The organism is Cetobacterium sp. 2A, from assembly GCF_014250685.1.
Lineage (GTDB): Bacteria > Fusobacteriota > Fusobacteriia > Fusobacteriales > Fusobacteriaceae > Cetobacterium.
This window is the reverse complement of the sequence record NZ_JACFAJ010000005.1, coordinates 63,562-76,313: the sequence shown is the minus strand read 5'-3', so window position 1 is coordinate 76,313 and position 12,752 is coordinate 63,562. Positions and strand designations below refer to the sequence as shown.

The window sequence follows — 12,752 nt, the reverse complement described above, 5'->3', positions numbered from 1 at the left end:
GATATTATTCTTATTACTAATCAGAATTTTAGGAGTGATATTATGTTTGAGAAAGTTTTAGAAACAAATAATTATTTACAAAAAAAAGTTGAAAATAGACCTAAAATCGCAATTATTTTAGGATCGGGTCTTGGAGACTTGGTAAATTTTGTTGAAAATAAAAAAGTAATTCCTTACGAAGAAATACCAAACTTTCCAGTTTCAACAGTAGCTGGACATGCCGGTGAATTGGTTTTTGGACAAATTAATGGCGTAGAAGTTTTAGTGATGAAAGGAAGATTCCATTTCTACGAAGGTTACAATATGAAGCAGGTTACATATCCTCTTTATGTATTTAAACAGTTTGGGATAGAAAAAATAGTTGTAAGTAATGCAGCTGGTGGAATAAATAAGACATTTAATCCAGGAACATTAATGCTAATAAATGATCATATAAATCTTTTTGGAACTAATCCTTTAATTGGGAAAAATGATGAAAGATTTGGACCAAGATTCCCAGATATGACAGAACCATACAACAAGGATTTAATGAATAAGGCTAAAGCAGTTGCTGAAAGACTTGGAATTGAATATAGAGAAGGAGTTTACGCTGGAATGACTGGACCTACATATGAAACAGCAGCAGAGATAAAAATGCTTAGCATAATGGATGCCTCAGCAGTTGGTATGTCAACAGTACCCGAAACAATTGTGGCAAACTATTTAGGAATAAAAGTTTTAGGAATCTCTTGTATAACAAATATGGCTACTGGAATTGCTACAAAACCTCATGCTCATGAAGATGTAGTAGACATAGCTAAAAAGACAGGAGAAAGCTTCTGCAAATGGATTGCAGAAACAATCTCTGTAATGTAATTATTTAATATTTAAAAATCCATAATCATTATGTTGGGCTGTTTCAATGACTTCAAATTGAATTGGGACATTGAATAGCGGCCCATCATATACAAAAGTATGATATTCTCCATTTTCACCACAAGGATCTGAGCCTGTAGCTTTTATATCTTTTACAATATCTCTATCTAATGTTTTTCCTAAAAACTCTTGAGAAAGATGGTTTAAATTAACTACTTTAATTACTGCTTTGAATCCAGTATCAATAAATTCGTGTACTAAATCCTCTCTACCTTCTTGCCAAAGTGGAAAGACTGCATCTAACTTAGCAGAATCACATCTATCTTGGCACCATTTTCTATGAGCATCTATATCTATGTCCCCAAACACACAACAATCTGCACCATTATTTTTAAAAACTTCAAGAGCTTCAACGAAAGAGTTTTCGTAATTGCTACCTTCACACTCTATTAACATAAGGGGTATATCTAAAGATTTAGCTACCTCTTTTATATGATTTTTTGAAATACTGTGAAACCAAGAATTCTCTCTATCTTTATCAATTGTAATAATTAAAGCCATTGGATTATGTCCAGCTTTTATCATTCTATGTAGTGCTAAAGTACTATCTTTACCACCACTGAACGACATTATAAAATTTTTCTTTTTCATTAAAACTCCCTCCGAGAAATTATTATATTTTAATGTTATCATGTGATATAAAAAAAATCAAACATTTAAAGGAGGTTGTGTTATAATCTGGTAGAATATTTAACATATAAAACATGAATGAGTGAGGAGTGAGAAAATGTATTATAAAAAAGAGGTTGAAACAATATTAGAAGAGTTACGTACGTCTTTTAATGGTCTTTCAAAAAGTGATGCGGCCATTAGATTAAAGGAGTTTGGTTTCAATGAATTAAAAGAGAAACAAAAAACACCAGTTTGGAAACTCTTTTTAGAAACATTCAAAGACCCTTTGGTTATAATTTTATTAATTGCAGCAGCATTACAACTATTTTTAGGAGAAGTTGTAGACTCTATTATTATTTTAATTGTTTTAATTTTAAATGGAATTCTAGGAGTAGTTCAAACTAAAAAAGCAGAAGGATCACTTGAGGCCTTAAAAGGACTATCAGCTCCTAATGCAAAAGTAATAAGAGATAAACAAAAGATATCTATTCCAGCAAAAGAATTAGTTCCTGGTGATATTATATCTTTAGAAGCTGGAGACTATATCCCAGCAGATGGAAGAATTATAGAATCTCAAAGTTTAAAAGTTATGGAGGGAATGTTAACTGGAGAATCGGAAGCTGTTACAAAAGAATCTATGACACTAGATACCAATGTGGCTTTAGGTGACCAAAAAAATATGATATTCAGTGGAGCTTTAGTGGTTTACGGTAGAGGAACAGCTGTTATAACTGGAACTGGAATGAATACTGAGATAGGGAAGATTGCCGGACTTCTTGAGAATACAGTATCTGAGCAGACACCACTTCAAAAAAAATTAGATATTTTTAGTAAGTGGTTAGGAGTAGGAATTGCAATTTTATCAGGGCTTATTCTTTTAATTTTAGTTTTAAGAGAGGGAAAATTTACGGTATCAGCATTTATGTTCGCTGTAGCAGTGGCAGTAGCAGCAATACCGGAGGCACTATCATCAATAGTTACAATAGTTCTAGCGGTTGGAACAAACATAATGGCTAAAAAGAATGCTATTATAAGAAAGCTTCCAGCAGTAGAAACTCTTGGTTCAACAGGAATAATTTGTACTGATAAAACTGGTACTTTAACACAAAATAAAATGACAGTGGTAGATTACTCTTTAGGAAGTTTTAAAGGAAATGGATTTAGCACTGATTTAGATAAACTTTCATTACAGGAGAAATACTTTATATTATCTTCAGTACTATCAAATGATTCTTCTATAACACCTGATGGAAAAGAAATTGGAGATCCAACAGAAGTTGCATTAATAAATTATTCAAATAAGTGTAAGTATAATTTTAATGAAATTAGAAAAAATTGTAAAAGAGTTTGGGAACTTCCATTTGATTCTGATAGAAAACTTATGTCAACTTTAAATGATATAGACGGAAAGAATGTAATGTTTTCTAAAGGTGCGCCAGATGTTATCTTCTCAAGATGTTCTAAAATTTTAGTTGGGGACGAGATAGTACCTGCAACACCAGAATTAATTAATAACTATAGAAATGTTAATGAAAATTTTTCAAAAGAAGCTTTGAGAGTTTTAGCTTTTGCTTATAAAGATATGGATAAAGATTCTATAGATTTAGATGATGAAAAAAATTATATACTAGTAGGACTAGTAGCGATGATTGACCCTCCAAGAGAAGAGGTTAAGGATGCTATTGTAGAAGCTAAAAAGGCTGGAATTAAGCCAATTATGATAACAGGAGATCATAAAACAACGGCTGCGGCTATAGCAAGAAACATTGGAATTATGGAATCTGGAGATTTAGCATTTACTGGACAAGAGATAGATGAATTTACGGATGATGAACTAATGGAAAAATTAGAAAAAATCACAGTGTATGCAAGAGTTTCTCCAGAAAATAAGATTAGAATAGTAAGAGCTTGGCAACAAAAAGGAAAAATAACTGCGATGACAGGAGATGGAGTAAATGACGCTCCAGCACTTAAACAAGCGGATATTGGTATAGCAATGGGAACAGGAACAGACGTAGCTAAAGATGCATCAGCAATGATATTAACAGATGATAACTTTGCAAGTATAGTTCATGCAATTGAAGTAGGGCGTTCAGTATACTCTAACATAAAAAAAGCTGTTGGATATCTTTTTGCTGGAAACTTAGGAGCTATTATTGCAATAATATTTGCTTTATTAATTGGTTGGGAAAGTCCATTTACGGCTCTTCAACTTCTATTTATAAACTTAGTAAATGACTCACTTCCTGCTATTGCTTTAGGTCTTGAAAAACCAGAGCCAAATATAATGTTAAAAGCTCCAAGAGATCCTAAAGAGCCTTTATTTGCTGGAAGTAATTTAGTAGGAATAATATTTAGAGGGTCTATGATAGGAATAGCTGTTATAATCGCTCAGTATATTGGTGGAGTTTCAATGGCATTTACAACTGTAATATTTGCAAGAATACTTCAAACACTTCCTGCAAGAAGTACAGATTTTACTACACTTAAAATCGGAGTATTTTCAAATAAGTATGTTGTAATGGCTATGGCAGCTTGTTTTATGATTTACTCGGTAACTTTAATCCCTATATTAAGACCTATATTTAAGATTCCTATGAATTTTGGAATCAAAGAGATTGGAATATGTTTAGGATTAGCTTTTGCTGCAATGATACTTATGGAATTAGAGAAAGTATTTGGGAGAAATGAAAATGAAATATAAAATGATAGTTACTGATCTTGATGATACTTTGTTAAATGAGAAGGGTGAAATTTCTCTAAGAGATAAAGAAGCAATAATGAAAGCTCAAAAGATGGGAGTAAAATTTGTACTTGCATCGGGAAGACCAACTTTTGCTATGAAGCATTTAGCTGAAGAATTAGAACTTTCAAAATATGGAAGTTTTATACTTTCTTATAATGGAGCTATAATTACTGAATGTAGTACTGGAAAAGAATTTTTAAAGGAATCTTTAACAAAAGATGAGATTCATGAATTACATAATTTTAGTAAAGAGCATAAAGTTCACATAATAACTTATTTAGATGATTCTATAATTTCTGAAACAGAAAGTGAATACATAGATGTAGAGAAAAATTTAACTGGAATGCCTCATAAAAAAGTTCCAAGTTTTAAAGAATATGTAAATAGAGAAGCTGTGAAGTGTATTATGCTTGAAGAACCAAAGTATTTAAAACTTGTTGAAGAAAAATTAAAAAATAAGTTTGGGGATAGATATAGTATAGCTATATCTAAACCCTTTTTCTTGGAAGTTACAAAGCTAGGTATAGATAAAGGAAACTCTCTTATTAAATTGATTAAGCACTTAAATATTTCTGCCGATGAAGTAATTGTTGCTGGAGATTCTTATAATGATATTTCTATGTTGAAAGTTGCTGGATTATCTGTAGCAGTTTCAAATGCGAAACCTGAAATAAAAGAGATGGTGGATTTTATAACTTCATCTAATGTTGATGGTGGAATGGAAACAATTATAAATAAATATATATTTTAGATATGATTATTGGACAAAACAATCAAAATCCAGTACAATATCGTATAGAAATTATTTAAGGAGGAACAAGAATGTTATTTGAGTTGTTAAATGTACTAGTATTTTTAGTACTGATAGGAATTTTATATGTTATGCAAAAAAAATACGTTGCTTTTTCAAAGAGAGTATTTTTAGCTCTTGGAATGGGTATTGTTTTAGGAGCAATTTTCCAATTTATTTATGGACCATCAAACACTATAACTATTAGAACGATTGAATGGATAAATATTGTTGGAGAAGGTTATGTTAGATTACTTAAGATGATTGTTATGCCTTTAATTGCAATCTCGATTCTTTCTGCTATTATAAATCTAAAAGATGGTGGAAAATCACTTGGTAAAATAGGTGGACTTGTAATACTAGTTTTAGTTGGAACAGCGGCAATAGCAGCTGTAGTAGGAGCTTTAGTAGCTAATGGATTTGGTCTTACAGCAGACGGAATTGAAATGGGTGCAAAAGAGGCTGCAAGAGCTGGATATCTACAAGGAAAACTTGGAGATGTACAAAATATTTCATTCACTAAAAAGATAATTGAATTTATTCCTGTAAATCCATTCCAAGATTTAACTGGAGCTAGAGATATGTCAACTATAGCAACAGTATTCTTCTCAGGATTCTTAGGAATATCAGCATTAGGTATGGCTAAAAAGAAACCAAAATCTTTTGAAGTTTTCAAAGATATGACTAACTCTTTCCATGATGCTATCATGAGAATGGTTACTTTAGTTTTAAGACTTACTCCATTTGGAGTTTTAGCTCTAATAACTAAGGTAGTAGCGGGAAGTAATATTGGAGATATATTAAATCTTGGTAAGTTTGTAGTTGCATCATATGTTGCACTTATAGCTATGTTTATAGTGCATTTAATCATAATTGCTATGATTGGATTAAACCCAATCATATATGTTAAAAAATCACTACCAGTTCTAACATTTGCATTTACATCTAGAACAAGTGCTGGAGCTATTCCAATGAATATTGAAACTCAAACTGAAAAATTAGGTGTTCAAGAAGGAGTTGCAAACCTTGCAGCGTCATTTGGATCTTCTATTGGGCAAAATGGATGTGCAGCAATATATCCAGCAATGCTTGCAGTTATGATTGCTCCAGTTGTAGGAATAAACCCTATGAGTTTTGAATTCTTAGTAAAATTAGTTGCTATCATTGCAGTTAGTTCATTTGGAGTTGCAGGAGTTGGAGGAGGAGCTACATTTGCTGCTCTAATAGTTCTTTCTTCTCTTAATTTCCCAGTTGCCCTTGTAGGATTATTAATCTCTATAGAGCCATTAATTGATATGGGAAGAACAGCTTTAAATGTAAGTGGATCAATGGTTTCTGGACTAGTTACTGCAAAAGTTGTAGGAGACTTAGACAGTTCTATCTATAATTCAAGTGAAGATAATGATGTAGAGGATAAAGAATAGTCGAATGAATATATTAGAAACGCTAAAAGGTATTTTTTCAAATAATAATATAGTCGGAGTTGTAGCATCATCCATTTTAATAATTTTACTAGGGATAATAATAGGCAGAAAAAAACTTTTGGATAAAGATGCTTCAAAATCTTTAACAGATGTAGTTTTATTTGTTTCAATACCAGCGCTATCTTTCACAGCTTTTATGAAAGATTTCAATGAAGAGATATTTATCGAAGGATTAAATATTTTTATTTGGAGCTTTGGTATTCATCTTCTCTTTATGATTACTTCAGGTCTATTTTATTTTAAATGTAAAAAAGATGAAAAGGTGACACTTGAAATACTTACAACTTTTGGAGGCGTAACTGCTTTTGGAATACCAATAGTTCAGGCTCTATATGGAGATATCGGAATTATATATGCTTCAATATTTTCGATTCCATATAGAATATTTCTATATTCTTATGGATTTATAAAAATGTCTGGAATGAAAATGAGTTTAAGAAATTTCAAAACTATTTTCTTAAATCCGGTAATATTAGCAACATTTTTAGGACTGACAATTTGGTTAGGTCAAAATCATTTGCCACAAGTAGCAGTAGATGGAAAAGAGTATGCGATTTTGAGAATAGACAAGACTATGTATTGGCTATATAAACCGATGGTATATTTGTCGAATCTATGTTCACCTTTGGCGTGGTTAGCTGCAGGTCTTAAACTCTCAGAAGTATCATTTAAAGATGCTTTAAAGATAAAAGAAGCTTGGTATTATTCTTTAATAAAAGTTATTATATTTCCTTTGGTAACATTGTTTTTAATAAAAATATGTAATTATTTAGGAATTTTTTATCTTTCACCATTGCCAGCAGGAATAGTTACATTGATGATGGCTACTCCAACGGCTTCTGTTACGATAGCATATGCTATAAAGTACAATAAAGGAGCTATACTAGCTTCTAGTTGTTCATTATTATCCACAGTATCTAGTATTTTATGTTTACCAATTATAATTGTGATTTTATATATTGTAATTTAAAAAGAGAGCAGTCCATTAAGGATTGCTCTCTTCTTTATCTAAAATTTTAATGTCTCTTCTAACTAAAATAAAAGTGATAATAACGGATAGTAAATCGGCACAAGGAACAGCAGCCCAAATTCCACTCACTCCCCAAATTCTTGAAAATACTAGAAGGAAAGGGATAAGAAATAAAACTTGTCTACAAAGACTTAAAAACATAGTCAATTTTGGTTTACCTATAGCTTGGAAATAAATTGAACTTACAATTTGGAAACCTAAAAATGGTAACATAAGAGTAAATATTTTAAGTCCAGTTGCAGCAGTTGCCACAAGGAGTTCATTAGTTGTAAAAATATAGATAAAATATTTTGATAGAAATTGAATACATAAAAATCCAGTTGTTGAGATTATAGTTGCTCCAAGGATAGCTTTTAAAAGAGCTTCTTTTACCCTTTTATAAAGCTTTGCTCCATAGTTGTAACCAGCAATAGGCTGTAATCCCTGATTGATACCAAAAATAGGCATCATAACAAATGTAACTATACCATTGATAATAGTCATTGCACCTACTGCGATATCACCACCGTAAAATTTAAGAAGGTTATTTGCTACTAAAGTAACAACACTAGAACCTAGTTGTAATATAAAAGGACCAGTTCCAATTAAAATAATATTTTTTATTTTATCAAATTGTAGTTTTAAATTGTGGAAATGTAATTTTAAACCACTATTTTTAGATCTAAAGTATAATATTGTCCAAACTGCAGAAACGAACTGAGAGATAATAGTGGCAAGAGCTGCTCCTTTAACTCCCATATCTAAATAAAATATAAAGATTGGATCTAAAATTATATTTATAAGTGCTCCTATTAAAAGAGTAATCATAGAAAATTTAGGATTTCCATCTGATCGGATAGCAGCGTTAGCAATATATCCAACTGTAGCAAAAGGAAATCCAAGGGCAACGATTCTTAGGTAATCTATCGAATATTGAACTGTCGATGCACTAGCACCCAGTTGCATGATATAAGATTTCATATAAAAAATAGTTAAGAAAGATATCAGGCAACCAACTAAAGTTCCTAAACAAATTCCATTTCCTAAATAAAGTTCTGCCAAAGGTTTGTTTTTTCTTCCCAACGATAGTGAAATATTTGTTGCTCCCCCGAGCCCAATCATAATTGAAAAAGCAAAAGAGAAAATCATAATAGGAAATACAACTCCAACTCCAGCTATGGAAAGAGCTCCAATACCTTTAATATTTCCTATATAGATTCTGTCAACAATATTGTAAAGGGCATTTACAATCATTCCAATCATAGCTGGAAAAGAAAATTGAAACAATAGTTTTGTAATTTTTTCTTGTCCCATCAGTTCATGTTTTTTATTCATACTTCTCCCCCAATTTTTTGTTTTATTCATTATAGAATAACATAAAAAAAGTAAAGGGACTAGATAAAATCTAAGTTGTATTCTGGTAATTTCACAGTGCTTTTCTTAAGATTTCAAGAACATCCTCTTTTTGCAATTTTTTCATAGTTCCAAGAGGTCCGTAAACAGTAGCGCTTTCAGCCATTTCTACTAATTTTGAGCTATCTATACCAACTTCGCTAAGAGTTTCTGGAATTCCTAAAGAACTAAAAAATTCTCTTGTAATTTCAATAGATTTTCTAGCTACATCCATAGCATCTGTACCAGGAATTTTCCAAACAGCTTTTCCATAATCTACAAATCTATGAACATTTTCAGGACTAAGAACATACTCCATCCAATAAGGAGTAAGTATTCCAAGACCAACTCCATGTGTGATATCATATTTAGCACTAAGTTCATGCTCTATTCCATGAGTTGCCCAATCAGTACTAACCTTACCATATGATGGAAGACCATTTAGAGCCAAAGAACCTGCCCACATTATATTTGCTCTAGCTTCATAATCTTCTGGGAATTCATATGCTTTAGGTGCGAAATGTATAACTGTTTTTAAAAGACTTTCAATCAATCTAGATTGTAAGTATCCATTTTTATCTGGAGAGAAATATTGTTCAAAAAGATGACTTATAATATCTACAGCTCCAGCTGCAGTTTGATATTTATTAACACTAAAAGTATAAGTTGGATCTAAAACAGAAACAACTGGTCTTAGGAGATTACTGCTAATTGATAATTTTTTATCTGTTTCAGGGTTTGAAATCACACTATTTCCATTCATTTCACTTCCAGTGGCAGCTAGAGTTAAAACTGTAGCAACAGGAAGAGCTGAAGTCAATTTATTTAATTTTTTATCTACATATAAATCTTGCCAAACGTCACCATCATATTTTGCTTGCGCAGCAATGGCCTTAGCACAATCAATTGTACTTCCACCACCAACAGCTAAAACTAAATCTAAATTATGCTCTCTGCAAAGCTCTGCTCCTCTTTTTACAGTTTCGATTCTTGGATTTGGATCAACACCAGAAAGTTCGACAAAACTTATATTGTGTGCGGCCAACGAATTAACAACATCATCATATACTCCATTTTTCTTTATACTATTTTTCCCATATAAAAAAAGTACTTTTTTTCCATAGCTTGAAATTTCTTTTCCTAGTTTTTCAGTTTGATTTTTACCAAATAAAATCTTTGTAGGGATATAATAAGTAAAATTCTCCATAAAAACCTCCTTTAGTGTGTATATTACAGAATATTAACTATACTAAAGTCTACCCTATAATATTATTTTTTCAAGTATAATTATTGCTATTGTTGACATATTTCATTAAATTTTATATTATATAAAATAGAGAGCATTGTGAAGAAAAGGAGGAGCTATTAATGAGAGTTGTAGATATAATCCAAAAGAAAAGAGACAACGAAGTATTAACTTCGGAGGAGATAGGATTTATTTTAGATGGCTACCTAAAGGAAGAGATACCTGATTACCAAATCTCAGCATTTTTGATGGCTATTTATTTTAATGGAATGACTAAGGACGAATTAAAAGTTTTCACAAGCAAAATGATGCATAGTGGAGATTTAATAAAATTCGAAGGAATACATAAATTTTTAATAGATAAACATTCAACAGGTGGAGTAGGTGATAAAACAACTATAGCACTAGCTGGACTATTTGCAGCTTTTGATATAGGGACAGCTAAGCTCTCAGGAAGAGGACTAGGACACACTGGTGGAACTATTGATAAATTTGAGGCGATTCCAGGATTCCATTTCCCACAAACTAGAGATGAACTAGTTAAAATGGTGAATACAACAGGAACTGGAATTATGGGTTATTCTAATAAGATAGTTCCTTTAGATGGGAAATTATATTCATTGAGAGATGTAACAGCTACAGTATCAAGTATTCCACTTATTGCTAGCTCAATTATGAGTAAAAAACTTGCTGTATATGCTGATGGAATAATCCTTGATGTTAAGGTAGGTTCTGGAGCGTTCATGAAAGATTTAAATCAAGCTAGAGAACTTGCAAAAACTATGTTAGATATCGGAGAATCTTTTGATAGAAAAGTAGTTACTGTTTTAACAGATATGGATCAACCTTTAGGTTATGCAGTTGGAAATACCAATGAAATTATAGAGGCAATAGAAACTCTAAAAGGAAATGGACCTGAGGATTTCACTGAGTTAGTTGAAACTTTAGTTGCAGTTGCACTTCAAATAAAAGGAGATGCTAAAACTTTAGAAGATGGAAAGTCTATGGTTAAAGAGGTTATAAAAAACGGAACAGCTTTAATTCATTTGAAGGAGTTTTTATCTGCATCAGGAGCAAATCCAAATCTTGTTGATGACTATTCACTTCTTCCTCAGTTTAAAAATGAGTTTGAAGTTAAATCAAAGAAATCAGGATGGATTTCAAAGATAGAAGCTGAAGAAGTTGGAAAAGCAGCTATGGTTTTAGGTGCCGGAAGAGAAACTAAAGAGGATGTAATAGATCACTCTGTTGGAGTTCTATTAAAGAAAAAAGTAGGAGATTATGTTGAAGAGGGAGAAACTTTAGCGATTATTCAATATAATGAGAGAAATTTACAAAGTTCAATTAAACTTTTAGAGTCAGCATATACAATAATTGATGAAAAAGTAAATAAAAATAATGTTATACTAGAGATTCATGCAGTAAATGTGTTATAATATAAGGTAAAATCGGAGGAGTTTATAATGAAGTTAAATAAATATATTGATCATACAGTTTTAAAAGCAACAACAGAGCCAAAAGACATAATAAAACTTTGTGCTGAAGCAAGAGAATATGATTTTTATGCAGTTTGTGTAAATGGATGTTATGTAAAATTATCTAAGCAAGAATTAGAAGGGACAAATGTAAAGGTTTGTGCTGTAATTGGATTCCCTCTTGGAGCTATGGATACAGAATCTAAAATTTTCGAAGCAAAACAATGTATAAAAAATGGTGCTTCAGAAATCGATATGGTTATAAATGTTGGAATGCTAAAAGCTGGTGAGTTCCAATATGTAGAAGATGAAATTAGAGGAATCAAAGAAGCTATCGGAGAAAATACTCTTAAAGTAATTATTGAAAATTGCTATTTAACAGATGCAGAAAAAAGAAAAGCCACAGAACTTTGTCTAAATGCTAAAGCTGACTTTGTAAAAACATCAACAGGATTTGGAACAGGTGGAGCTACTTTTGAGGATATAGCTCTTATGAAGTCGATAGTTGGAGATATGGCACAACTTAAAGCGGCAGGTGGAGTAAGAGATTTAGAAACTGCAATGAAATATATAGAACTAGGTGTTACGAGATTAGGAACAAGTTCAGGGGTAGAACTTGTGACAATTGGAACAGCTGATCCAAACAAATATTAATTACCCTTGGAGGATTAAATGGAAGTTATAAGTAAAGATAAAGCAAAAGGAAAAGCTCACGGAACTGAGAAAAGAATAAAAAAAGCAGCAAGATTAGTTAAAGAAAAAGATGACAAAAGAAGAACAGAACATAAAAGACAAAATGCAGAAGCAAGAAAAGAAAGAGCAATAGAAACTGCTTATAATGAAAAAGTTGCAGATGTTGAAATTTTAGGATTCACAAAAGGAATTTTAACTCTTCTAATTGAAGGAAAACAGGAAAAGAGATCACTTTCATATGGAAGAAGAAATGCAGATATAGCTGACTTTGTAGATGCTATAGCTGATTTTGAATTAAAATTATACGGAGATATGGTAAAACTTAAATATCTTAAGAATTTTAAAGAGATGAAAGATACACTAGTTTGGGCTATCTCAGCTAGGGCTTAA

At 31.5% G+C, this 12,752-nt stretch carries 11 protein-coding genes; 8 read left to right on the top strand and 3 right to left on the bottom strand.

The window, feature by feature from the left end; genetic code table 11:
- The first annotated feature begins 42 nt into the window (after window positions 1-42).
- Entirely contained in the window at window positions 43-855 is an 813-nt protein-coding gene (locus H3N56_RS03220) for a purine-nucleoside phosphorylase (RefSeq protein ID WP_185879869.1), read from the top strand.
- Here the strand turns inward: H3N56_RS03220 and H3N56_RS03215 are convergent, their stop codons facing one another.
- Complete coding sequence (locus tag H3N56_RS03215; RefSeq protein ID WP_185879868.1) at window positions 856-1,506, bottom strand: diphthine--ammonia ligase; 651 nt, start codon at window positions 1,504-1,506, stop codon at window positions 856-858.
- A 136-nt stretch (window positions 1,507-1,642) separates the two neighbouring features.
- Here H3N56_RS03215 and H3N56_RS03210 point away from each other — a divergent pair, with 136 nt between their 5' ends.
- The 4 genes from H3N56_RS03210 to H3N56_RS03195 all read left to right on the top strand — a co-directional run bounded on the left by H3N56_RS03210 (window position 1,643) and on the right by H3N56_RS03195 (window position 7,517).
- Window positions 1,643-4,231 (top strand): cation-translocating P-type ATPase, encoded by a 2,589-nt coding sequence (locus H3N56_RS03210; RefSeq protein WP_185879867.1) that lies wholly within the window; start codon window positions 1,643-1,645, stop codon window positions 4,229-4,231.
- A complete protein-coding gene (locus tag H3N56_RS03205; RefSeq protein WP_185879866.1) occupies window positions 4,221-5,024 on the top strand; it encodes a Cof-type HAD-IIB family hydrolase in 804 nt (267 codons plus the stop codon). Before H3N56_RS03210 ends, H3N56_RS03205 begins: the two co-directional genes overlap by 11 nt.
- Before the next feature lie 71 nt (window positions 5,025-5,095).
- Complete coding sequence (locus H3N56_RS03200; protein ID WP_185879865.1) at window positions 5,096-6,487, top strand: L-cystine transporter; 1,392 nt, start codon at window positions 5,096-5,098, stop codon at window positions 6,485-6,487.
- A 4-nt stretch (window positions 6,488-6,491) separates the two neighbouring features.
- On the top strand, window positions 6,492-7,517 hold the full coding sequence (locus tag H3N56_RS03195; RefSeq protein ID WP_221893425.1) for an AEC family transporter: 1,026 nt from the start codon (window positions 6,492-6,494) through the stop codon (window positions 7,515-7,517).
- A gap of 15 nt (window positions 7,518-7,532) precedes the next feature.
- Here H3N56_RS03195 and H3N56_RS03190 read toward each other — a convergent pair whose 3' ends face one another.
- Window positions 7,533-8,891, bottom strand: coding sequence for an MATE family efflux transporter (locus tag H3N56_RS03190; RefSeq protein WP_185879864.1), 1,359 nt, complete (start codon window positions 8,889-8,891; stop codon window positions 7,533-7,535).
- A gap of 91 nt (window positions 8,892-8,982) precedes the next feature.
- A complete protein-coding gene (locus H3N56_RS03185) occupies window positions 8,983-10,155 on the bottom strand; it encodes an iron-containing alcohol dehydrogenase (RefSeq protein WP_185879863.1) in 1,173 nt (390 codons plus the stop codon).
- Between the two features lie 161 nt (window positions 10,156-10,316).
- Between H3N56_RS03185 and H3N56_RS03180 the strand changes: the two genes are divergently transcribed.
- The 3 genes from H3N56_RS03180 to H3N56_RS03170 are packed head-to-tail and all read left to right on the top strand — an operon-like array spanning window position 10,317 to window position 12,752.
- Window positions 10,317-11,630 carry a thymidine phosphorylase gene (locus tag H3N56_RS03180; protein WP_185879862.1) on the top strand — a complete coding sequence of 438 codons (1,314 nt, stop codon included), beginning with the start codon at window positions 10,317-10,319 and terminating at the stop codon, window positions 11,628-11,630.
- Window positions 11,631-11,657: 27 nt separating this feature from the next.
- Entirely contained in the window at window positions 11,658-12,323 is a 666-nt protein-coding gene (gene deoC, locus H3N56_RS03175) for a deoxyribose-phosphate aldolase (RefSeq protein WP_185879861.1), read from the top strand.
- A gap of 18 nt (window positions 12,324-12,341) precedes the next feature.
- Window positions 12,342-12,752 carry a hypothetical protein gene (locus H3N56_RS03170; RefSeq protein ID WP_185879860.1) on the top strand — a complete coding sequence of 137 codons (411 nt, stop codon included), beginning with the start codon at window positions 12,342-12,344 and terminating at the stop codon, window positions 12,750-12,752.

What these genes read in the sequence shown, in the direction of transcription:
- H3N56_RS03195 (WP_221893425.1), top strand. Translation starts at nt 6,492, where the DNA reads ATGAATATATTAGAAACGCTAAAAGGTATTTTTTCAAATAATAATATA.
- H3N56_RS03205 (WP_185879866.1), top strand. Translation starts at nt 4,221, where the DNA reads ATGAAATATAAAATGATAGTTACTGATCTTGATGATACTTTGTTAAAT.
- H3N56_RS03170 (WP_185879860.1), top strand. Translation starts at nt 12,342, where the DNA reads ATGGAAGTTATAAGTAAAGATAAAGCAAAAGGAAAAGCTCACGGAACT.
- H3N56_RS03200 (WP_185879865.1), top strand. Translation starts at nt 5,096, where the DNA reads ATGTTATTTGAGTTGTTAAATGTACTAGTATTTTTAGTACTGATAGGA.
- H3N56_RS03220 (WP_185879869.1), top strand. Translation starts at nt 43, where the DNA reads ATGTTTGAGAAAGTTTTAGAAACAAATAATTATTTACAAAAAAAAGTT.
- H3N56_RS03190 (WP_185879864.1), bottom strand. Translation starts at nt 8,891, where the DNA reads ATGAATAAAAAACATGAACTGATGGGACAAGAAAAAATTACAAAACTA.
- H3N56_RS03180 (WP_185879862.1), top strand. Translation starts at nt 10,317, where the DNA reads ATGAGAGTTGTAGATATAATCCAAAAGAAAAGAGACAACGAAGTATTA.
- deoC (WP_185879861.1), top strand. Translation starts at nt 11,658, where the DNA reads ATGAAGTTAAATAAATATATTGATCATACAGTTTTAAAAGCAACAACA.
- H3N56_RS03210 (WP_185879867.1), top strand. Translation starts at nt 1,643, where the DNA reads ATGTATTATAAAAAAGAGGTTGAAACAATATTAGAAGAGTTACGTACG.
- H3N56_RS03215 (WP_185879868.1), bottom strand. Translation starts at nt 1,506, where the DNA reads ATGAAAAAGAAAAATTTTATAATGTCGTTCAGTGGTGGTAAAGATAGT.
- H3N56_RS03185 (WP_185879863.1), bottom strand. Translation starts at nt 10,155, where the DNA reads ATGGAGAATTTTACTTATTATATCCCTACAAAGATTTTATTTGGTAAA.